The organism is Nocardia sp. NPDC046763 (genome assembly GCF_040645495.1).
Lineage (GTDB): Bacteria > Actinomycetota > Actinomycetes > Mycobacteriales > Mycobacteriaceae > Nocardia.
The window spans coordinates 23379-44114 of record NZ_JBEYYI010000010.1; the positions used below are offsets into that span (position 1 = coordinate 23379).

A 20736-nucleotide genomic window follows, 5' to 3' on the forward strand; every position below is an offset into this window, starting at 1 on the left:
ACCTCTCGCATCGCCACCTCACCGTCAGCGGGCGGCCAGTTCCTCGCCGAGGAAGCCGCCGGACTGGTGCCGCCACAGCTGCGCGTACGTACCTTCGCCGCGCAGCAGCTCCTCGTGGCTGCCCTGTTCGACGATCCGCCCGCGATCGAGCACGATCAGCCGGTCCATCCCGGCCACCGTGCTCAACCGGTGCGCGACCACCAGCGCCGTACGCCCTTCCATCAACTCCCAGAGCGCTTGCTGCACAAGGATTTCGCTCTCGGAGTCAAGGGCGCTGGTGGCCTCGTCCAGCAGCAGGATCGGGGCGTCGCGCAGGATGGCCCGCGCGAGCGCGACCCGCTGGCGTTGCCCGCCGGAGAGTTTCACGCCGCGCTCGCCGATGAGCGTGTCCATGCCCTCGGGCAGCCCGTCCGCGAATTCGGTGACGTGCGCGGCTTTGGCGGCGCGCCGCAGCTCCTCGTCGGTGGCCTCGGGCCGGGCGAAGCGAATGTTCTCGCTCAGTGACCGGTGGAACATGGCCGGGTCCTGCGGCACGTAGGACAGCAGGCTGCGCAGATCATGCTGACGCAGGCGCGAAATGTCCTGTCCGCCAATCCGGATGACACCGCCGTCGACGTCCATCATGCGCAGCAGGAGCTGGGTGAGCGTGCTCTTGCCGCCGCCCGACCGGCCGACCAGGCCGATGCGCGCGCCACTGGCCACCTCCAGATCCAGCCCGCGGAACAGGGGCGGCGCACCCGCGTGGGCGAAGTCCACCCGCTCGAACCGGACGCCGGAGCCCTTGGGGCAGAGCGGTTCCGGCTCGGCCGTGTCGAGCACCGTCGGCGATTCCAGCAGTAGTTCGGTGAACTGCGCGGCCTCGGTGGTGGAGCTCTCCAGCCGTCGGTAGATCTGGTTGAACCGGAACATGATGCCGGTGGCGTTCCAGTAGTAGGTGAAGGCCACCATGATCACCTCGACCGAGGCGTGCCCGCCGCCGATGCCCAGGGCGATCAGCAATCCGGAGACGTTCACGATCACCATCAGCGGCGTGACCGCGGTGTCGATGTACAGGTTGTTGTAGTCCCAGGACCGCAACGACTTTCGCCGCTGCACCGCCACCCGCCGCCGATGCTCGTCGATCTCCTGCGGTTCGGCCGCGAAGGCCCGCACCGCCTGCATGTTCGACAGGGTGTCGGAGACGTGGCCCGACACCCGCGCGATGGCGGCCTCGCGATCGTCGACCAGGTGCTGGCGCCGCCGGATCAGCGGGGCGACCACGACGCCGCTCACCGCGATCAGGCCGAGCAGCACGACGACCAGCATCGGGTCGTAGCGCCACAGCACCACCGAGGCGAAGCTCAGCGGCACCAGGGCGGCGACGATCTCGAAAGCGAAGGTATCGGCGAACTCCTCGAACCGGGTCGCGAAGCTCAGCGCGCGCTTGGTCAGCGAGCCCGCGAAGTTGTTGTGGAAGAACGCCGAATCCTTGGCCAGCAGTTCGTCCATGGCGGTGTTGTAGAGGCTCTCGATGCCGTAGGCGTCGAGGCGGTTGAGGCAGTGGATGCCCAACCGCCAGAAGACTTCCGCGATGAACAGCAGCGCGCCGAAACCGATCACGTACGGCGCGAGCGTGCCGAACGAGGAGTCACCGGTGGCGGCCACCTTGCCCACGACCACCGCGACCAGCAGCGGCGCGATGTAGAGCTGGCAGACATTGCCGAGGGCGGGCCCCAGCATGGCCGGAATCGTGATTGCCTTGCGCCGGGCCATTTCCCGGCCGTAGTAGCGCAGAACCAGCCTGACAGCGGATGTGCGCGAACTCATCCATCCCCTCTCGAATAGGTGCTTCGAGCAGTGCAGACAGCCCAGAGTGCCTGGTGGGGAGAGGGTTCGCCACCGAATTTTTGCCATGCCGTAGCTGGTTTCCGGCGCCGGCCCAGCGGTTTTCAGCGCTGGGCAGCCGCAGGGCCGGCTGCCCAGCGCCGGGAGCGGATGCCGATCGGAGCACGTGCCGGCATCCACGTTCGGGGATTACTCGGTGGGGTGCACCGAGCGCCGGACGATGGCGCGCGCCAGGCCGGGAAGCAGCCTCCGCACGAGATACGCCGGCCGCGCCTGTCCGGGGAAGACGAACAGCGGCGCCTTCGGTTTGGCGAGCGCCTTTTCCAGCGCGTCGACAATGCTCTCGGGCGTGGCGCCGCCGGCATTGCCGAGCACGCTGGCGTTCTCCTTGCGGACCGCGTCCAGGAACGGGGTCTCCACCATGGGCGGGCAGAGCACGAGCAGCCGCACGCCGGTGCCGTGCAGTTCATAGGAGAGGCTGTCGGCGAAGCCGACCACCGCGTGCTTGGAGGCCGTGTACCCGGCCATGCCGGGTGAGGGCAGCCACCCCGCGAGCGAGGCGAACAGCACCACGGTGCCCGCGCCGGCCTGCTTCATGGCGGGGATGACGGCCTGGCAGAGGTTGACGGTGCCGATGTAGTTGATGTCCATCATCTTCCGGATCTGAGCCACGTCGTGGTCCAGCACGGAGGCGTGCACGTGGGCCATGCCGGCCGCGTGCACGAGGCGGTCGATGGTGCCCAGTTCCGCGCGCACCTTGTCGACGACGGCGCGGACCTGCGCGGAATCCGACACGTCACACGCGTAGGTGTGGGTGTTGGGCGAGCGCGCGGCCATGGTGGCCAGGCCGTCCGCGTTCAGGTCGACCGCGGCCACCTGCCAGCCCGCGGCGGCGAGTCGCTGCGCGACGATGCGGCCCATGCCGCTGGCCGCTCCGGTGACGAGTGCTGTCCGGCTCATCGGACCTCCCGGGTCTGCAATACCGTCGCGGCGTCCTCGAAGGTCATGCGGAGTGCGCCGATCCGGCTGGAGAACAGTGCATGCGCGGGGAGTCCCAGCGCCCGCAATTGCTCGGAGACCGGATGGTCTCCGAGTTCGATGCGCGCACCGCCCGGCCGTCCCCGGACCTGGGCCGGATTCATGACCCAGGGTGTGCGCCGCAGGATTCCGTTGCGAGCGGTGTAGGCGTCGATGGATGCCCCGCCCGCGCCGCCGGGCAAGCGGAAGCCGTCGGCGACCCGCAGCGCGAGCACGAACTGCCCGTCGACGTGGACCTCGCAGCGGTGCCCGCGGCCGTCCGGCGTGATGTCGATATCGGCCATGAGTTTCGGGAAGCCCCAGATGGACCGACCCGCTTCACAGGTGAAGCTCTGGTTGACCGGCAGCCAGTGGATGTACGCGCCGGTGCTGTTCTTGCGCCCGGGCTGTCTGGCCATGAGCGAGAAGGCGAATTCGTGGTACGGCCCGAGGTCTCCGTCGATGTAGCGGACGAAGGCCAGGGAGAGCACAGCCTTTCCGGGCAGCGTCGTGATCGGCTCCAGCCCGGTGCCGGAGAGCAGGTCGCGGGCCGCGGCCGCGTCGGCGAGGAACAGCGCCGAGCAGGCGTCCGCATGCCGGATCTGCACCGGCATGCGGACCTGTTCGCCGAGTACGGTATGCGCCTCCATGCCAGAATTAGAACAGGTTTCAGTGACGGACGCCGGTCGTTTCACCGAGTTTCTTCACCTCACCTCGTGGTCGGGTTCCCGCGCGGCCACATACGCCTTGGCCCAGCGGTAGTCGGGCTTGCCGCCGGGCGTGCGCACAACGGTCTCGGCCACCCAGATCCGCCGCGGCAGTTTGTATCCCGCGAGATGCTCGCGCACGTGCTCCGCCAGCGCGGCAAAGTCGATCGCGCCCGCGGCCGGCGACACCACGGCCGCCACCAGTTGCCCCCAGCGCTCGTGTGGCACCCCGACGACGACCGCGTCGTAAACGGCAGGATGAGCCTTGACGGTGGCCTCGACCTCTTCCGGGAAAACCTTTTCGCCGCCGGTATTGATGACCATATTGCCGCGCCCGATCAGGGTGACCGACCCGTCGGACTCCACGCGCGCGCGATCGTCGGTGATGACCATGCGCACCCCGTCCACGATGCGGAAGAGCTTGTCGGTCTTGACCGGATCCTTGTAGTAGCCGATCGGCACATTGCCGGTCTTGGCCACCCAGCCCTCGCCGCCCGGTCCGACCGGCCGCCCGGCGTCGTCCACCACCAGCGCCCCGCGCCCGGTGTCGACCCGTGGCGCGCGGGCCGGATCGTCGTCCTTCTGCGCGAATCCGATACCGCCGAAACCGGTTTCGGAGGAACCGATGGATTCGGTGACCAGTGTGTTCGGGAACAGTTCCAGCAGTGCGTTCTTCACCGGCTGGGTGAGCTGGGCCGCGCCGGAGCCGATGGAGATCAGCGAGGACGCGTCCACCGGAGCGGCCCGGTAGGAGTCCACCAGCGGCCGGGCGATGGCGTCACCGGTGACCACCAGGACCTGGGGTCGCTCCCGCGCCACCACCTGCCACACCTCGTCGGCGTCGAAGCGCGGCTGGAACAGCACCGCGTTGCCGGACCACAGCGCGGTGAAGGTGGGCATCATAGCGGCGGCATGTATGAGCGGCGGCAGCACGAACCACGTCATGGGCGAGGGGTTTTCGGCCCCGGCGCGGGATTGCTGGTACTCGTCGGCGACGGGTTCACCGGTGTAGAAGTCGATGCCCCCACCCAGCACCCGCCACATGTCCTCCTGCCGCCAGATGACGCCCTTGGGCAGGCCGGTGGTGCCGCCGGTATACATGATGAAGTGGTCGTCGGCGCTGCGCGGCCCGAAATCCCGGTCGGGCGAACCGGATTCGAGCGCCTGCTCGTACGGCACGGAGGCGGTCGCCAGCCCCGCACCGCCCTGATCGTCCTCGACCACCAGGGTGTGCCGCAGCTTCGGCAATCGCGGCCGGATCTCCTCGATCAGCGGCGCATAGCAGCGGTGGTGCACCGCCATCTCGAGGTCGGCGTTGTCGTAGACGTAGCGCAGTTCCTCCGCGCGGTACCGGTAGTTGATATTGACCGGCGCCGCGCGAATCTTATAGCAGCCCAGCAACGTTTCGAGACTCTCGATGCTGTTGTGCATGTGGAAGCCGACGTGGGTGCCCGATCCCGCCCCGGCGGCGGCGAGGTGGTGGGCCAGCCGGTTGGCGCGGGCGTCGAGTTCGGCGAAGGTGCGCCGGCGCGGGCCCTCGATGACGGCGGTCCGGTCCGGCACGGCGTCGGCGGCGTGTTCGTAGAGGTCGGCGAAAGTACACGCCATGGCCGTATCTCCTGGTGTTTTCCGGCTACAGGACGGTGAGCGGCAGCGGGGTGCCCCGGTCGGTGAAGGTGAAGGCGGCCCCGGAGCTGAACCGGGTGATGGCGACCTCGTCGGCCTCGCGGTACGGCAGGTCCGCACAACCGATTTCGAGGGTGAGGCCGCACTCGTCGACGGAGCGGACCCGGGTGTGGAAGCGCGGGTTGACCCCGCGCACCAGCGCGTCGATCGGGGCCAGGTGCTCGGGGTCGAGCAGGGCGGGCCATGCACCGTCGTCGATCGCGCCGCAGCCGCGGCCGATCCGCAGTTCCACCAGTTGTTCGCCGCCGGTGGTCTCGGTGGCGACCGCGATGTCGACGTAGGCGGCCGGATTGAAGGCCGGATGCAGCCGCAGCACCTTGACCAGCGCCGCGGCGTCGTCGCCGAGCCCGAGCGCCGTGCGGATGCGTTCGGCGGTGAGTCCGGCGATTCCCGTCCACTGCTTGCGCAGGATGTCCAGCGCCACTGCTGGTTTCGTCCGGGCTTCGACGGCGGTCTTGTAGCCGAGGGTGAGCAGGTGGTGCTGCAGGCACACCTCGTCGGCGATCCGGATGAGCGCGGAGCGGGAGAAGTCCGCGAAGCGCAGATCGCTCAGCAGCGGGCCCGAATAGTCCTGCCGCCCCGGATCTTCCGGATCGATGGGCGCCAATACCGTGGCGGCGGCCTCGGATCCGGCCACCACCTGCGCGTCGGCAGGCGGGACCGGTGGCTCGTGGGCGGGATCGATGGTGACCGTCCACGCGCACACCGGTTTCTTGGGATGTTCCAGCCGGTCGGCGGGCTCGCGGGGCGGGCGGTGCACCGGGCGGACCTGCGCATAGGGGTTGGTGGCCAGTGCGGTCGCGTCGAAGGTGGGGTCCTCGATGTCGTGGCACATGGCGACCACGAACTCGGTGCCCATCGGCTCCACGTCGGCGAGCGCGCCGCAGTGGTCCAGGTGGAATTCGCCGTGGTCGTGGTCGATCACCCGGAAGCGGAAGTCCATGAATTGCGGTGGCGCGCCGATATCCAGCTGGAAGCCCTTGAAGATGGCGTCCACGCCGTCGCCGGTGATGTCGAGCGCCCGCCGCATGCGCCGGGTGTAGACCGGGCTGGCCAGCCGCCATTCGTCGATGGCCACCGCGGTCATGCCCTCGCGGCCGAGCGCGCCCAGCACGTGCGCCATGCCGGAGCGGTCGATGAGGTGACCGCACAGCAGCAGCTCCGGAACCAGCAGAGCCAGTTCGGATCTGGTCAGGGCTTCGAATCTGCTGTTCACCACAGGGGCACCGGCCCCTCTCCGATGGGATACCAGCCGGGCAGCGGTTCGCCCGTCATGGCCCGCTCCATGCGCTTGCGCATTCCGGACGACAGCGCGTCGTTGGAGATCATCTCGACGAAGAGCGCGGTCACATTGCCGAAGTCGAAGAAGTCGCGCTGCCAGGACCACTGGAAGTCGCCCGCGTAGCGGAACCAGCTCCCGCCGATGCCTTCCGGACTGTAGGGCCGGCCATCCGCCCGCCGGCCCTCGTTGACCTGCTTCCAGAAGCCGATGACGCTGCCGCTGCGCTCATCGACCACGAATTCCTGATACGGATAGGTCCAGCCCTCCAGGCCGAACATCTCCTGGCCGAGCGCGATGTCACGGATCTCGTCGCGGCCGACGGCCATGAACTCCTGCTGCGGGCCGTAGTTCCAGCCGTAGGTGGCGTCCTCGGTGTAGAAGTGCTCGAGCGGCTTCCAATCGCCCTGTGCCTCACACTGTTTGTTCTCGTCCACCCAGCGGCGGATCATTTCGTCGAGTTCGTCGCGGGACCAGCTCACCGCGGCCTCCTTCTGTTCGGGATGCGCTATTCGGTCGCGCTGTCGTCGACCAGCGACAGCGCCTGGGTCGGGCAGTAGCGGACGGCGGCGCGGGCCGCTTCCAGGTCGGCACCGGGGTCGGGGCGCAGGATCTGGACCTGACCCTGTTTGGGCACATGGAAGAGTTCGGGGGCCTCGTCCTGGCAGACGGCGTGGCCCTGGCAGAGATCGAGATCGACGATCAGTCGCATCAGGAGGCGTCCTTCCTGTCCTGGATCGGCGCTTCCGGCTGCACCTCCACCAGCACCAGGTGCGCGCCGCGCGGGGTGGAGACGACCGCGGTCACGGCCGCCGCGAGATCGGCGGGCCGCAGGAACTGCGGGTGCCGGGCGAAGCCCCATTTCGCCCAGTTCTCCAGCAGCGGGCCGACGACTTCAGGGGGGGCCTGCATGCCCATGCCGGTGAGGGTCTGCCCCGGGCGGACGATGGACGAGCGCACCCCCGTGCCCTCCAGCTCCATGCGCAACTGGGTGGCGAACGCCTCCACCCCGGTCTTGGCCGCGTTGTACGCGCCCGCGCCGGGACGCACCCGGACCGCACAGTCGGAGCCGATGACGACGAAGTCGCCGCGCTGCCGTTCGATCATGCCCGGCAGCACCCGGTGCGCGAGGCGCTGCGCGCCGACCAGATGCACGCGGACCTGGGATTCGAAGACGTCGGGATCCATTTCCCAGGCCTGGCCGAATTCGAGGTCGCCCGCGCCGGAGACGAGGATCTCGGTGGGGCCCAGCGCTGCCTCCGCGGCGGTCACGAATTCGTGCACCGAGCCGGTGTCGGAGACGTCCAGCCGCCCGGCGAACGCCTCACCGCCGGCCGCGCGGATCTTCTCGGCGAGGGTCTCGCAGATCTCCCCCCGGCGTGCGCCGAGCGCGACCGGATGCCCCAGGGCGGCAAGGGCTTCCGCCGTGGCGGCGCCGATGCCGGAGGACGCGCCCGCGACAATGGCGGGACGGCGGTCGGGATGTGCGGGGAAACGGGTCATCGGCGGACCTCCACGGAGACGGGTAGGTGGGCGAAGCCACGCACATTCACCGAATGCACGCGCTGGCAACCGGATTCACCGATGCCGAAGGCGGGCACGCGAACCGCGAACTCCTCCAGCACGATCGAGGCTTCCAGCCGGGCCAGGTGCGCGCCCAGGCAGAAGTGCACGCCCCGGCCGAAGCTGATCAGCCCGCCCTTGTCGGCGCGTTCGATGTCGTAGCGATCCGGGTCGTGGAAGACGGCGGCGTCGCGATTGGCGGAACCGACCAGCAGCAGCACTTTCGAGCCGCGCGGAATCGTCCGCCCGTAGTACTCGAGGTCCTCGGCGGCGGTGCGGGCCAGAATCTGGCTCGACGCGTCGTAGCGCAGCGTCTCGTCCACCCAGTCCGCCACGAGTTCCGGGTGGGCGGCGACCTTGGCATACTCACCGGGGTTGCAGCCCGCCCAATACAGCGCATTGCCCAGCAGTTTCGTGGTGGTCTCGTTCCCGGCGACCACCATGAGGAACATGAATCCGAGGATCTCCTCATCGGTGAGCCGGTCCCCATCGGCTTCGGCGTCGAGCAGGGCCGAGGTCAGATCGTCGGTGCGCCGCCGCTTCCGGGCCATGAGCATCTCGTTGTAGTAGCCCGCCAGCTGCAAGGCGGCCTCCATGGCCGCGACCGGCACATCCAGCACGCCCTCCTCGCGATGCACCAGCAGGTCCGCGAGCCTGCGCAGTTCGGTGCGATCGGATTCGGGGACACCCAGCAGTTCGGAGATGACATCCATCGGGACCTGTCCCGCCACGGCGTCGATCCAGTCGAAATCGCCTGCGGCCAGCGCGGGTTCGAGGCAGTGCCGGGTGATGTCGCGGATGCGATCGCTCATCTCGGTGACCCGGCGCGGCGTGAAGCCCTGGTAGACCAGCTTGCGCAGGCGCAGGTGCCGCGGATCGTCCATGGCCAGGAAGGACATGGTCCGCCAGGCGTGCGGACCCCAGGCGGCGGGGTCCAGGGAGACGCCGTTGGCGCTGGAGAGCCGGATGTTGTCCCGGAAGCCGGCCGTCACGTCGGCGTGCCGGGACAGTGCCCAGAAGTCCAGGTCGGGGTGGTGGTACACCGGCGCCTCGGTGCGCAACCGCTGGTACACGGGGTAGGGGTCCTCGTGGATGCGGTAGTCGTAGGGGTCGAACAGCAGCGGCTCTAGGGAGGCTGCGGTCATGGTGTCTGCACCTCGTCTTCGATAACGCGTTCATCGGCTCCGATGAACGTTTTCCAGCAACGGAGACACGTCGCTGGACATGTGTCTGTACGGTACTAGCGACGGGATCACCTGACAACGGAATCCCGCGAACAGAATCGGCAACGTCCGCGCAAACTGAAACAGGTTCTTGCGCGTATCCGAGCCACGAACCTATAGTCCGTACACGTGTCCGGACAGCATGGGAGCTACCTATGAGCCCGAGCGATCTCGTCCCCGACGGCGGTTCGCACCTGCTGATCGGCGGCAAGCTGACGCCCGGCGGCGGCGGTGTGTTCACCACCGCCAACCCCGCCACCGGGGAAACCCTCGGCTATGCCGCCAATGCCGACGCCGCCGATATGGACGCGGCCATCGCCGCCGCCCGTACCGCCTTCGATACCACCGACTGGTCGCGCGATCCGGGTTTTCGCGCGACCTGCCTGCGACAGCTGCGGGACGCGCTGCGCGGGCACCTCGAGGAACTGCGCGAGATCACCATCGCCGAGGCCGGCGCACCCCGCATGCTGACCAGCGGGCCGCAGCTGGAGGGCCCCGTCGGCGATCTCGGGTACTTCGCCGACCTCGCCGAGAACTATGCGTGGGAAACCGATCTCGGCATCGCCTCACCCATGGGGATCAAGAGTGCGCGGCGGGTGCGCCGGGAACCCATCGGCGTCGTCGGGGCGATCACGCCCTGGAATTTCCCGCACCAGATCAATTTCGCCAAGCTGGGACCGGCGCTCGCGGCGGGAACCACGGTGGTGCTCAAGCCCGCGCCCGATACGCCCTGGTGCGCGGCGGCCGTGGGACGGATCATCGCCGAGGAGACCGATATTCCAGCCGGGGTGGTCAACATCGTCACCTCTGACGACCATGGGCTGGGCGCCCAGCTGGTCACCGATCCGCGGGTGGACATGATCTCGTTCACCGGGTCGACCCAGACCGGCCGGGCCGTCATGGCCGCTGCGGCAACGTCTTTGAAGAAGGTGTTCCTGGAGCTGGGCGGGAAATCGGCGTTCATCGTGCTGGACGACGCGGACATCGCCGCGGCGGCCGCCTACGCGGCGTTCGGGGTGTGCGTGCACGCCGGGCAGGGCTGTGCGATCAGTACCCGGCTGCTGGTGCCGCGCGAGCTGCACGATCGGGCGGTCGAAGCGGCCGCGCGAACCCTGGCCGGGATCAAGCCCGGGGATCCGTCGAAACCCGGAACCGTCTGCGGCCCCGTCATTTCCGAACGGCAGCTGGCGCGCGTCGAACGCTATCTCGAGATCGCGCGCGCCGAGGGCGGCACCATCGTCACCGGCGGCGGGCGACCCGAGCGCGCCGGCGGCTGGTTCATCGAGCCGACGCTGATCACGGGGCTGCCCAACAGTTCCACCGTGGCCCAGGAGGAGATCTTCGGGCCCGTCCTCACCGTCATCCCGCACGACGGTGACGCGGATGCCGTCCGCATCGCCAACGACTCCCCCTACGGCCTGTCCGGCTCGGTCTGGGGCCGCGATCCCGAGCGGCTGCGCGCGGTCGTGGAGGGCGTGCGCACCGGGACGCTGAGCGTGAACGGCGGCATCTGGTATTCGGCCGACGCGCCCTTCGGCGGTTACAAGCAGTCCGGCATCGGCCGGGAAATGGGCGTCCTCGGCTTCGAGGAATACACCGAGACCAAACTCATCGCGACCGGCGTCCGAGGAGAACTGAGATGAACCGATTCACCGACAGGTCGATCATCGTCACCGGCGCCGCGCGCGGCATCGGCGCTGCCTACGCGCGGGCGCTGGCCGCCGAGGGCGCGAAAGTGGTTGTCGCCGACCTCAACAGCGAACTGGGCGAGACCGTAGCCAAGGAGATCACCGCCGCTGGCGGCGTCGCGGTCTTCGCGCAGGTCGACGTGGCCGACCCGGTGTCCGCCAAGGCGGTCGCCGACTTCACCGTCGCCGAGTTCGGCGGCATCGATCACCTGGTCAACAATGCCGCCATCTACGGCGACATGAAGCTCGACATTCTGCTGACCGTGCCGTGGGACTACTACAAGAAGTTCATGGCCGTGAATCTCGATGGGGCGCTGAATATGACGCGCGCGGTGTACCAGCACATCGCGGCCCGGGGCGGCGGGTCGATCGTCAATCAGTCGTCCACCGCCGCCTGGACCTACTCCGGGTTCTACGGACTGGCCAAGGCGGGCATCAACAGCCTCACCCAGCAGCTGGCGCACGAGCTGGGGCACTCCAAGATTCGGGTGAACGCCATCGCGCCCGGGCCCACCGATACCGAGGCCACCCGCAGCATCGTGCCCGACCAGTTCGTGGATCAGCTGGTGAAGCAGATGGCACTCAAGCGGCTCGGCACCACCGAGGACATGGTCGGGGCGTGCCTGTACCTGCTGTCCGACGATGCCGCGTGGGTGACCGGGCAGGTGCTCAATGTCGATGGGGGGCAGGTATTCCGGCCATGAGTGAGAACGAGGAAATCTCGGTCGGGTTCATCGGACTCGGCAATATGGGCGCGCCGATGGCGCAGCGCCTGGTCGACTGGCCGGGCGGGCTCGTGGTGTGCGATATGCGGCCGGACGCGGTGCAGCCGTTCACCGATGCGGGCGCGACTGCCGCCGCCACCGCCGCCGAGGTTGCGCAGCGATGCGGCGTCGTCTCGGTCGTGGTCCTCGACGACGATCAGGTGCGCTCGGTCGTGACCGGCCCCGATGGGCTGCTGCGGACCGCGAAACCGGGCACGGTCATCGCCGTGCACTCCACCATCTCCGACCGCACGGCCGTCGAACTGGGCGCCGAATGCGCCTCGCACGGCGTGGAATTCGTGGACGCGCCGATCAGCGGCGGGTCGCCGGCCGCACAGCGCGGGGAGCTCGCGGTCATGGTGGGCGGCAGTACGGCCGCCTTCGAGACGGTGCGGGAACCGTTCGGGCGCTTCGGATCCCTGGTCATCCACGCCGGCGAGGTCGGTGCGGGTACGCGCATGAAGCTGGCGCGCAACCTGCTGCACTTCGTCGCCTTCACCGCGGCGTCGGAGGCACAGCGACTGGCCGAGGCGGGCGGGCTGGACATCGCCACGCTCGGCAAGGTGGTCCGGCACTCCGACTCGCACACCGGCGGGCCCGGCGCGATCATGCTGCGCAAGACCACCGCGCCGGTCGCCGCGGACGACTTCTGGTTCCCGGTTCTCGGCCACGTCCGCGACCTCGGCGAGAAGGATCTGGCGCTGGCGCTGGATCTGGCCGGGCGGCTGGATGTCGATCTGCCGCTGGCGCGGCGCGCATTGCACGACCTGGGTGACGGGCTCGGTGTGGGGCCCGGAACGATCGCGAAGGAGCAGTCATGACAGCGGATCAGAGTCCCTCGGAGCAGCGGCAGCAGGGCCTGAAGAAGATGTCGGAGGTGTACGGGTTCGATCTGCCGAACCTGGCCGGTGATCCGTTCTACGAGGTCACCGTCGATCACCTGTTCGCCGATATCTGGAATCGGCCCGGCCTGTCGCTGCGCGACCGGCGGCTGCTGCTGCTCGGCGCCATTACGGCGCAGGGACATTCGGAGATCGCCGAGATCCAGGTCGGCGCGGCCCTGCGCAATGGTGAGCTCGACGCCGATCAGCTGCGTGAGATCGCGGTGTTCCTGGCCCACTACGTGGGCTGGCCCGCGGCCACCAAGCTGGACGGCGTCATTCGCAAGACGCTCGCCAAGGACACGAAGAAGTAATCCCTACCCGCAGTGAGGAATACAGAGACAATGGCGGAAACCGCAAGCGTCCGACCGCTTCTGGCCGGCGAGGTCGAGACCTGGGATCACCAGGCCGACGTCGTGGTCGTCGGCTTCGGCATCGCAGGGGTGTGCGCGGCCATCGAGGCCGCACGCTCGGGGTCCGATGTCCTGGTGCTGGAACGCACCGGCGGCTGGGGCGGTGCGGCCGCCATGTCCGGCGGCTTCATCTATCTCGGCGGCGGTACCGCACTGCAGCAGAAACTGGGCTTCGAGGACACCGCCGAGAACATGGAGGCATTCCTCACCGCGGCCCTGGGCCCGGGCGTCGACAAGGCCAAGGTCCACGACTACTGCCAGGGCAGTATCGAGCACTTCGATTGGCTCGTCGCCCAGGGCGTTCCGTTCAAAGAGGAGTTCTGGGGCGAGCCCGGCTACGAGCCGCCCGGCGACCAGGGCCTGATGTACTCCGGCGGCGAGAACGCCGCGCCGTTCAAGGACTCGATCCCGCCCGCGCCGCGCGGTCACCTGGCCTGGACCAAGGACAAGAAGCTGGGCGAGAAGGGCGGCGGCTACATGCTGATGGAACCGCTCGCCCACAAGGCCGACGAGCTCGGCGTGCGGCACGAATACGACGTGCGGCTGCGCCGGCTCATCGTCGACGAGACCGGGCGCGTGGTGGGCGTGGCCGCCACCCGCTACGGCAAGCCGGTACACGTGCGCGCCGAACGCGGCGTGGTGCTGGCCACCGGCAGCTTCGCCTACAACCATGAAATGGTGCAGCGCTACGCGCCCAAGATCTCCGGCCGTCCCACCGCCACCGTCGAGGAGCACGACGGCATCGGCATCCGGGTCGCCCAGGCGCTGGGCGCGGATCTCGCGCACATGGACGCCACCGAGGTGGCGCTGGTGGTGGATCCGCAGGTGGTGGCGCGCGGCATCCTGGTGAACGGGCGCGGGCAGCGCTTCATCACCGAGGACACCTACGCCGGGCGCATGGGTCAGGCTGTGCTGCAGGAGCAGGGCAATCAGGCGTACCTGGTGATCGACGAACTCGCGCTGGAGGAGGCGATGGAGAGCAAGTCCTCGCTGTCCTTCCTGCGCACCGCGCCGACCTGGGTGGCCGAGACGGTCGCCGAGCTGGAGAGCGAGATGGGGCTGCCGGAACACACCCTGCAGGCCACCGTCGACCTCTACAACCACCACGCGGAGCAGGGCGAGGATCCGTTGCTGCGCAAGAAGACCGAATGGGTCAAGCCCATCCGCACCCCGCTCGGCGCCTACGACCTGCGCGGCTACACCGGCGGCTTCACCCTGGGCGGCCTGCGCACCGACCTGGACTCCCGAGTCCTCCACGTCTCCGGCGAGCCCATCCCCGGCCTGTACGCCGCGGGCCGCGTCACCTCCGGTATCTGCGCCGGCGGCTACGCCTCCGGATGTTCCCTCGGCGACGGCAGCTTCTACGGCCGCCGCGCCGGCGTCTCCGCCGCCAAGCAGCTCTGAAAGGAGCCGTCCCCCATGCGATTCGGCATCGTCCTGTTCACCAGCGACCGCGGGATCACGCCCGCGGCCGCCGCCAAGGCCGCCGAAGATCGAGGCTTCGGCTCCTTCTTCGTCCCCGAGCACACCCACATCCCCGTCAAACGCGACGCGGCACACCCCCAGACGGGCACCTCCGAACTCCCCGACGACCGCTACATGCGCACCCTCGACCCGTGGGTGGCCCTCGGCACGGCCGCCGCGGTCACCTCCCGCATCGAGTTGTCCACCGCGGTAGCGCTGCCCACCGAGAGTGACCCCATCACCCTCGCCAAGACCATTGCCACCCTGGACCACCTCTCGGGCGGCCGCGTCACCCTCGGCGCCGGATTCGGCTGGAACACCGACGAACTCACCGACCACGGCGTACCCGGCAACAAGCGCCGCACCGTGCTGCGCGAATACATCGAAGCCATGCGCGCCCTCTGGACCGAGGACGAAGCCTCCTACTCCGGCGATTTCGTCTCCTTCGGCCCCAGCTGGGCCTGGCCCAAGCCGATCCAATCCCACATCCCCGTCCTCATCGGCGCCGGCGGCACCGAGAAGACCTTCAAGTGGATCGCCCGCTCCGGCGACGGCTGGATCACCACCCCCTACGAATCCGACGTCTCCGCCTCCACCACCCTGCTGATGAAGCACTGGCAGGAAGCAGGCCGCGAAGGCACTCCGCGCGTGGTGGCCCTCGCCCACAAACCCGACCCCGAAAAGCTCTCGGCCTGGGCCGAAGCCGGAGTCACCGACGCCCTCTACGGCCTCCCCGACAAGCCCGAACCCGACGTCCTCGCCTACCTCGACCGCCTGGCGGGCAAACTCGCCCCACTGGGCCTGACCACCCCCACCGCCTGACCCAGCCCGGAGCAACACCGACCTCCCGCCCGCGACAAACCGCAGGCGTGGAGGTCGGTCTGCGCAGGAATTGGCTCCATTGTCGTCGAGTGTCTTCAGGCGATGGTGGCGACGACACTGGCATCCGAGATCGGACTCGACTGTGCGGCCGCCATTTTCGGGGTCGGCGTGGTCGAAACGATCCTGATGGTCGAGATCGGTTCCAGCAGGGGGAATTCCGCAGCCCGGTGCGCGGCAAGGGGTCGGATCGACGCGGGGGCAGTCGGCGCGCCCGCATTCGCAGGTGAGGCGCCGCGCGCCGGCTAATTACAGGCCGCGATCCGTTGCAGAATTCGCAGCGCTCCGACCGCAGCGAGCTCGCGGAACTTCCCTCCGGCCGCGACTCGGCGATAGAGGGCATCGGCGTCGCGGAGCGCGACCAGCCCGCCACCGGCGATCCAATGAGCCCAGTCCTCGTAGGCGAGCTCCGCGGCGGCATCGGAGCCCGGCTCGGCAATCAGGAGCAGACGCAGCGGCGTACGCCACCCCCGAACCTCGCTGTCGTAATCACCCGGCGCAGCCTCGTCGGAATTGCCCGGCGCAGCCTCGTCGGCGCCAGCGGCGACTTCGAGAATGACGCCCTTGCCCGCATATGCGCGCGCGGCGTCGGAGAATGCGCAAGCCTCGTCGACCGGCCACGTTGCATTGATTCGCTCGATCAGTGCCGACATTTCGCGCGCGGTGGCCTGGAGCGCGATGCGGTTCATTCGAAAGCCTTTCCGATGCGCGCTCATTCATACGGTTCGCGCATACCGCGAGTTGCTCGGCGGGCCTGGTCATAGTAGCATCCGGACACGTGTCTGATCCCCTTTCCGTCCGCCCTGCGGTGAGCATGGAGGCCACTCGCCGGCGGCTCACCGAGAAGCAGGCCGATACCGTGGACCGCCTGACCCGCGCGGCCATGGATGTGCTGTCGCGGGAGGGGTTCTCCGGGCTCACCGTGCGCATGGTGGCGGCGCAGGCCGGGGTGGGCACGGCCACCGCGTACACGTATTTCTCCTCGAAGGAACACCTGGTCGCGGAGATGTTCTGGCGACGACTGGCCGCCACCGAGCCGCCCGCCGCGGAGGGCTCCGATTCGACCGCGCGGGTGCTGGCGGTGCTGCGGCAGATCGCGCTGCTACTGGCCGACGAGCCGACCCTCGCGGGCGCGGTGACGGCCGCGTTGCTGGGGACCGATCCTGATGTGGCGCATCTGCGACTGCGGATCGGTGGTGAGATCCGGCGGCGATTGATCGACGCACTGGGCGCGGACGCCGATCCCGAACTCGTCGAGACACTCGAAATGATCTACGCGGGCGCACTGGTGCGCGCCGGCATGGGCTATGTGTCCTACGCCGAAATCGCCGATCGCATGGAGAAATTCGCGCTGCGCGTGCTGCGGAGCTGAAACCGCTTGCCGGGCACCAACTCCCGTTACACGGTTCGCGCAGCCGTCGGACAGCTACCGCAACGACCATTCCAAGATGGTGGTGCAGCTGCGACAGCCGTGCGCGGTGCGGTATCGCCGCCGCGCACAACCGTCGGGAAGCCGAGTTACAGCGTGCCCTGGAGTTACAGCGCGCCCTGGAGTTACAATGCGCCCTCGAGGGCGGCGACCACGGCCGGATCCTTCGGCTCGGTGCGCGGGCGGAACCGCCCCAGCACCGCGCCGTCGCGCCCGATCAGGAACTTCTCGAAGTTCCACTGGATGTCCCCGGCCTCACCGGCGGCGTCCGCGACCTGGGTCAGCTCCTGGTACAGCGGAATCCGGTCCTCGCCGTTGACCTCGCTCTTCTCCAGCAGCGGGAAGTCCACTCCGTAAGTGGCGGAACAGAATTCCGCGATCTCCTCGGCGGTGCCGGGCTCCTGGCCCATGAACTGGTTGCACGGCACACCGACCACGGTGAAGCCCTGCGGCCCGTAGGTCTGCTGCAGTTCGACCAGGCCCGTGTACTGCGGGGTGAGCCCGCACTTGGAGGCGACATTGACCAGCAGCACGACCTTGTCGCCGGCCAGTTCGGCCAGCGTGGTGGGCTTGTCGGTCAGCGTGCGCAGCGGAATCTCGCGAAGATTGGTCACAAACACGAATACTAGAACGAATTCGATGAGGTCACCGGTTCAGGAGTAGCTCACCTGCCAGTGTTTGATCCCATTGATCCAGCCCGACCGCAGCCGCTGCGGCGGCGCGACCTCGGTGATTTCCGGCATGGCGTCGGCGATGGCATTGAACATCAGGTCGATCTCCAGCCGCGCCAGATTCGCGCCCACACAGAAGTGGTTTCCGGTCCCGCCGAATCCGACGTGCGGATTGGGATCGCGCTCCACATCGAATTCGAAGGGATGGTCGAAGACCTCCTCGTCGAAGTTGGCGGAGCTGTAGAACAACCCCACCCGCTGCCCCTCCAGGACTTTCCGTCCGCCGATTTCGGTGTCGTGCACGGCGGTCCGCTGGAAGGCCGAGACCGGCGTCGCCCAGCGCACGATTTCATCGGGTGCGGTGCGCGGCCGGCGCTCCTTGTACAGCGCCCACTGATCGGGGTGATCCACAAAGGCTTTCATGCCGTGCGCGATGGCATTGCGGGTGGTTTCGTTGCCCGCTACGGACAGCAGGATGACGAAGAATCCGAACTCGTCCGAACCCAGGGCCTCGCCGTCCAGGTCGGCGGTCACCAGCTGGGAGACGATATCGCCGACCGGGCGGGCGCGGCGCTGTTCGGCCATGTTGTAGGCATAGCCGAGCAGTTCGGCATTGGCGGTCATATTGTTGCCCGCGAATTCCGGATCATCGTAGTTGAGCAGCTGATTGGACCAGGTGAACAGCTTGTGGCGGTCGTCCTGCGGCACGCCGAGCAGTTCCGCGATGGCCTGCAGCGGCAGCTCGCACGCCACCTGTTGGACGAAATCGCCACCGCCGCTCGCCTTCGCCTCCCGCACAATCTTTTCCGCGCGTTCGGTGAGCGCGGCCCGCAATCCCTCGATGGCGCGCGGAGTGAATCCCTTGGAGACGATGCGCCGGATCTTGGTGTGCTTGGGCGGATCCATATTCACCAGCAGCGCCTCGCGCCCGAGTTCGAGCTGTTCGGGTTCGGAGTCGGCGGGCATTTTGATGATGGAGCCCTTGCGATTCGAGGACCAGAGTTCCGGTCTGCGGGAGATCTCCTTGACATCCTCGTGACGGGTGATCACCCAGTAGCCGTCGTCGTCCATGGGTGCGGCCTGCTCGGGAGTCTGGGCATTCCACCAGACCGGCGCCGTGCGGCGCAGCAGTGCGAACTCCTCGGCGGGGCTGTGGTCGGCCCAGAGCGCGGGATCGGTGAAATCGAATCCGGCCGGTAATGACGGAACAGACACTGTTCCTCCTCGAGCAAGGTGCCGCTATGATCACGAAATTGGAACGTGTTTCACAGAAATTGAACCATGCCGACCTGCGGCCGGGCAGCGTTTCAGCCTCCGATCCCCTGGTTCCCGCACGCCCTGCGGGGCAGCTACCCCGCAGCAGTGGATCTGAAACATGTTCAGCGAGGATCCGCCGCGCCGACAAGATCTGGCAACCCGCCCTGAAGTCGATCTTGTGACTGGACATCATGTCCACTGTGTCGGCAGACTAGAACTTGTTCTACAGTGATGCCAGGCACACTCGAAGATGAGGTAACTGATATGACCGCTTCCCCGGGCTCCACGTCCGAAGCCGATTACGTCGTCGTTGGCGCGGGCAGCGCCGGTGCGGTATTGGCCGGACGGCTCGCTCAGCGTGGCGCGAGCGTGATCCTGTTGGAGGCCGGGCGCAAGGACAACACCCAGCTGGTCACCCGCCCCGGCATGATCTCGATGGTCCACACGGTTCCGCAGCTGAAGAAGCTGGTGGCCTGGAAGCAGTACTCGGTCCCGCAGAAGCACGCCAACGACCGGCTGATCCCCATGACCCGCGGCAAGGTGCTGGGCGGCTCCAGCTCCATCAACGGCATGCTCTACGTGCGCGGCAACCGCGCCAACTTCGACTCCTGGGCCGCCGAGGGCAACACCGGCTGGAGCTACGACGAGGTCCTGCCCGCCTACAAGCGCCTGGAGAACTGGGTCGACGGCGCGGACGACTACCGCGCCACCGGCGGCCCGATCGAGGTCACCCGCCCCCGCGAGCTCACCCCGATCTCCGAGGAGTTCATGACCGCCGCGTCCGAGACCCTCGGCGCGCCGATCATCAAGGACTACAACGGCGCATCGCAGGAAGGCCTCTCGATCTTCCAGCAGAGCGTGAAAGACGGTGTGCGCTACAGCTCTTCGCGCGGCTTCATCACCAACATGCCGAACTCGAACCTGACCGTGCTCACCCACGTGCAGGCCACCCGCGTGGTGATCGAGAACGGCCGCGCCACCGGCGTCGAGATCGCCGAGAAGAACGGCTCGCGCCGTATCGTGCGCGCCGCCAAGGAAGTCATCGTCTCCGGCGGTGTCATCGGATCGCCGCAGCTGCTCATGCTCTCGGGCATCGGCCCGGCCGGGCACCTGCGCGACCTCGGCATCGAGGTCGTCGCCGACCTGCCCGTCGGCCAGAACCTGCACGACCACCTGTTCGTGCCCATGACCTTCGTGTCCAAGAAGGCCATCCACCGCGGCATCCCGACCTACTTCGCGCGCGGCATCCTCAAGGAGATGCGCAACCCGGGCAGCTCCTTCATGGGCCGCACGGTCTTCGAGGCCGCCGGCTTCGTCAAGACCAAGTTCGCCGAGGGCGACCACCCGGACATGCAGATCCACACCCTGCCGTGGAGCTACCCTACGCCCAACCAGGACGCCGACAAGCTGCATCTGGTGGACCGCCGTCCGGCGCTCACCGTCATGCCCAGCCTCATCTACCCGAAGAGCCGCGGCGAACTGAAGCTGGCCTCCGCCGACCCGTTCGCCTCGCCGCTCATCGACCCGGGCTACCTGACCGACCCGTGGGACACCGAGTTCCTGATCGAGGGCATCAAGATGATCCGGGAGGTCATGTCGCACAAGAGCATCGCGGGCGACATCACCGAGAACTTCTTCCCGGGCCAGGAGTGGGCGGACGAGACGGCGCTGCGCCGCGAGCTGCCCAACCGCGTGCACTCCATCTACCACCCGGTCGGCACCTGCCGCATGGGTGTGGACGAGCGCGCGGTCGTCGACCCGACGCTGAAGGTGCACGGCATCGAGGGCCTGCGCGTCGCCGACGCCTCGATCATGCCGAGTATCACCGGCGGCAACACCAATGCGCCGAGCTACATGATCGGCGAGAAGGCGGCCGAATTCATCGGCTGACCACAAGCCCGCGGAGGAGTGCTGCTACTTCCCTGGTAGCTCCTCCGCGCGGGTCAGTGGCTCACGACCACCGCTGACCCGAAACAGCCCCGGGCCTACTA

The 20736-nt window shown here is 68.2% G+C and carries 20 protein-coding genes; 8 read left to right on the forward strand and 12 right to left on the reverse strand.

What is annotated here, in order from left to right; all coding sequences use genetic code 11:
- Positions 1-24: 24 nt before the first annotated feature.
- The 9 genes from ABZ909_RS17880 to ABZ909_RS17920 all read right to left on the reverse strand — a co-directional run bounded on the left by ABZ909_RS17880 (position 25) and on the right by ABZ909_RS17920 (position 9221).
- Positions 25-1806, reverse strand: a complete 1782-nt coding sequence (locus ABZ909_RS17880; RefSeq protein ID WP_357000587.1) for an ABC transporter ATP-binding protein — start codon at positions 1804-1806, stop codon at positions 25-27.
- A gap of 207 nt (positions 1807-2013) precedes the next feature.
- Positions 2014-2784 carry an SDR family oxidoreductase gene (locus ABZ909_RS17885; protein WP_357000590.1) on the reverse strand — a complete coding sequence of 257 codons (771 nt, stop codon included), beginning with the start codon at positions 2782-2784 and terminating at the stop codon, positions 2014-2016.
- Positions 2781-3491: an acetoacetate decarboxylase family protein gene (locus tag ABZ909_RS17890; RefSeq protein ID WP_357000593.1), complete on the reverse strand. Its 711-nt coding sequence runs from the start codon at positions 3489-3491 to the stop codon at positions 2781-2783. Before ABZ909_RS17890 ends, ABZ909_RS17885 begins: the two co-directional genes overlap by 4 nt.
- Before the next feature lie 54 nt (positions 3492-3545).
- Entirely contained in the window at positions 3546-5156 is a 1611-nt protein-coding gene (locus tag ABZ909_RS17895; protein ID WP_357000596.1) for an acyl-CoA synthetase, read from the reverse strand.
- A 25-nt stretch (positions 5157-5181) separates the two neighbouring features.
- On the reverse strand, positions 5182-6450 hold the full coding sequence (locus tag ABZ909_RS17900) for a hypothetical protein (protein ID WP_357000599.1): 1269 nt from the start codon (positions 6448-6450) through the stop codon (positions 5182-5184).
- Positions 6447-6965: a nuclear transport factor 2 family protein gene (locus tag ABZ909_RS17905; protein WP_357001197.1), complete on the reverse strand. Its 519-nt coding sequence runs from the start codon at positions 6963-6965 to the stop codon at positions 6447-6449. Before ABZ909_RS17905 ends, ABZ909_RS17900 begins: the two co-directional genes overlap by 4 nt.
- 56 nt (positions 6966-7021) lie before the next feature.
- A complete protein-coding gene (locus tag ABZ909_RS17910; RefSeq protein ID WP_357000601.1) occupies positions 7022-7225 on the reverse strand; it encodes a ferredoxin in 204 nt (67 codons plus the stop codon).
- Positions 7225-8016, reverse strand: coding sequence for an SDR family oxidoreductase (locus ABZ909_RS17915; RefSeq protein ID WP_357000604.1), 792 nt, complete (start codon positions 8014-8016; stop codon positions 7225-7227). The genes ABZ909_RS17910 and ABZ909_RS17915 overlap by 1 nt, the downstream gene beginning before the upstream one ends.
- Positions 8013-9221 carry a cytochrome P450 gene (locus ABZ909_RS17920; RefSeq protein ID WP_357000607.1) on the reverse strand — a complete coding sequence of 403 codons (1209 nt, stop codon included), beginning with the start codon at positions 9219-9221 and terminating at the stop codon, positions 8013-8015. Before ABZ909_RS17920 ends, ABZ909_RS17915 begins: the two co-directional genes overlap by 4 nt.
- 233 nt (positions 9222-9454) lie before the next feature.
- Between ABZ909_RS17920 and ABZ909_RS17925 the strand changes: the two genes are divergently transcribed.
- The 6 genes from ABZ909_RS17925 to ABZ909_RS17950 are packed head-to-tail and all read left to right on the forward strand — an operon-like array spanning position 9455 to position 15331.
- On the forward strand, positions 9455-10942 hold the full coding sequence (locus ABZ909_RS17925) for an aldehyde dehydrogenase (protein ID WP_357000610.1): 1488 nt from the start codon (positions 9455-9457) through the stop codon (positions 10940-10942).
- On the forward strand, positions 10939-11691 hold the full coding sequence (locus ABZ909_RS17930) for an SDR family oxidoreductase (RefSeq protein ID WP_357000613.1): 753 nt from the start codon (positions 10939-10941) through the stop codon (positions 11689-11691). Before ABZ909_RS17925 ends, ABZ909_RS17930 begins: the two co-directional genes overlap by 4 nt.
- Positions 11688-12572 (forward strand): NAD(P)-dependent oxidoreductase, encoded by an 885-nt coding sequence (locus tag ABZ909_RS17935; RefSeq protein ID WP_357000615.1) that lies wholly within the window; start codon positions 11688-11690, stop codon positions 12570-12572. The genes ABZ909_RS17930 and ABZ909_RS17935 overlap by 4 nt, the downstream gene beginning before the upstream one ends.
- Positions 12569-12946, forward strand: a complete 378-nt coding sequence (locus ABZ909_RS17940; RefSeq protein ID WP_357000618.1) for a carboxymuconolactone decarboxylase family protein — start codon at positions 12569-12571, stop codon at positions 12944-12946. Before ABZ909_RS17935 ends, ABZ909_RS17940 begins: the two co-directional genes overlap by 4 nt.
- Before the next feature lie 30 nt (positions 12947-12976).
- Entirely contained in the window at positions 12977-14449 is a 1473-nt protein-coding gene (locus tag ABZ909_RS17945; RefSeq protein ID WP_357000620.1) for an FAD-dependent oxidoreductase, read from the forward strand.
- 15 nt (positions 14450-14464) lie between these two features.
- The gene (locus tag ABZ909_RS17950; protein WP_357000623.1) at positions 14465-15331 is read left to right on the forward strand and encodes an LLM class F420-dependent oxidoreductase; all 867 of its coding nucleotides are present in this window, start codon (positions 14465-14467) and stop codon (positions 15329-15331) included.
- Between the two features lie 302 nt (positions 15332-15633).
- Here ABZ909_RS17950 and ABZ909_RS17955 read toward each other — a convergent pair whose 3' ends face one another.
- Positions 15634-16077 (reverse strand): hypothetical protein, encoded by a 444-nt coding sequence (locus ABZ909_RS17955; protein WP_357000626.1) that lies wholly within the window; start codon positions 16075-16077, stop codon positions 15634-15636.
- A gap of 119 nt (positions 16078-16196) precedes the next feature.
- Here ABZ909_RS17955 and ABZ909_RS17960 point away from each other — a divergent pair, with 119 nt between their 5' ends.
- Positions 16197-16760, forward strand: a complete 564-nt coding sequence (locus ABZ909_RS17960; protein ID WP_357001199.1) for a helix-turn-helix domain-containing protein — start codon at positions 16197-16199, stop codon at positions 16758-16760.
- A gap of 182 nt (positions 16761-16942) precedes the next feature.
- Here ABZ909_RS17960 and ABZ909_RS17965 read toward each other — a convergent pair whose 3' ends face one another.
- Both ABZ909_RS17965 and ABZ909_RS17970 read right to left on the reverse strand, forming a co-directional pair.
- Positions 16943-17431, reverse strand: a complete 489-nt coding sequence (locus ABZ909_RS17965) for a glutathione peroxidase (RefSeq protein WP_357000628.1) — start codon at positions 17429-17431, stop codon at positions 16943-16945.
- Between the two features lie 39 nt (positions 17432-17470).
- Entirely contained in the window at positions 17471-18703 is a 1233-nt protein-coding gene (locus ABZ909_RS17970; protein WP_357000630.1) for a cytochrome P450, read from the reverse strand.
- Positions 18704-19009: 306 nt separating this feature from the next.
- Between ABZ909_RS17970 and ABZ909_RS17975 the strand changes: the two genes are divergently transcribed.
- Positions 19010-20635, forward strand: coding sequence for a GMC family oxidoreductase N-terminal domain-containing protein (locus ABZ909_RS17975; protein ID WP_357000632.1), 1626 nt, complete (start codon positions 19010-19012; stop codon positions 20633-20635).
- Positions 20636-20736 lie beyond the last annotated feature (101 nt).

Bases quoted from the DNA above. Each gene is read 5' to 3' on its own strand.
- ABZ909_RS17880 (WP_357000587.1), bottom strand. From the start codon at position 1,806: ATGAGTTCGCGCACATCCGCTGTCAGGCTGGTTCTGCGCTACTACGGC.
- ABZ909_RS17885 (WP_357000590.1), bottom strand. From the start codon at position 2,784: ATGAGCCGGACAGCACTCGTCACCGGAGCGGCCAGCGGCATGGGCCGC.
- ABZ909_RS17890 (WP_357000593.1), bottom strand. From the start codon at position 3,491: ATGGAGGCGCATACCGTACTCGGCGAACAGGTCCGCATGCCGGTGCAG.
- ABZ909_RS17895 (WP_357000596.1), bottom strand. From the start codon at position 5,156: ATGGCGTGTACTTTCGCCGACCTCTACGAACACGCCGCCGACGCCGTG.
- ABZ909_RS17905 (WP_357001197.1), bottom strand. From the start codon at position 6,965: ATGATCCGCCGCTGGGTGGACGAGAACAAACAGTGTGAGGCACAGGGC.
- ABZ909_RS17910 (WP_357000601.1), bottom strand. From the start codon at position 7,225: ATGCGACTGATCGTCGATCTCGATCTCTGCCAGGGCCACGCCGTCTGC.
- ABZ909_RS17915 (WP_357000604.1), bottom strand. From the start codon at position 8,016: ATGACCCGTTTCCCCGCACATCCCGACCGCCGTCCCGCCATTGTCGCG.
- ABZ909_RS17920 (WP_357000607.1), bottom strand. From the start codon at position 9,221: ATGACCGCAGCCTCCCTAGAGCCGCTGCTGTTCGACCCCTACGACTAC.
- ABZ909_RS17925 (WP_357000610.1), top strand. From the start codon at position 9,455: ATGAGCCCGAGCGATCTCGTCCCCGACGGCGGTTCGCACCTGCTGATC.
- ABZ909_RS17930 (WP_357000613.1), top strand. From the start codon at position 10,939: ATGAACCGATTCACCGACAGGTCGATCATCGTCACCGGCGCCGCGCGC.
- ABZ909_RS17935 (WP_357000615.1), top strand. From the start codon at position 11,688: ATGAGTGAGAACGAGGAAATCTCGGTCGGGTTCATCGGACTCGGCAAT.
- ABZ909_RS17940 (WP_357000618.1), top strand. From the start codon at position 12,569: ATGACAGCGGATCAGAGTCCCTCGGAGCAGCGGCAGCAGGGCCTGAAG.
- ABZ909_RS17945 (WP_357000620.1), top strand. From the start codon at position 12,977: ATGGCGGAAACCGCAAGCGTCCGACCGCTTCTGGCCGGCGAGGTCGAG.
- ABZ909_RS17950 (WP_357000623.1), top strand. From the start codon at position 14,465: ATGCGATTCGGCATCGTCCTGTTCACCAGCGACCGCGGGATCACGCCC.
- ABZ909_RS17955 (WP_357000626.1), bottom strand. From the start codon at position 16,077: ATGAACCGCATCGCGCTCCAGGCCACCGCGCGCGAAATGTCGGCACTG.
- ABZ909_RS17975 (WP_357000632.1), top strand. From the start codon at position 19,010: ATGACCGCTTCCCCGGGCTCCACGTCCGAAGCCGATTACGTCGTCGTT.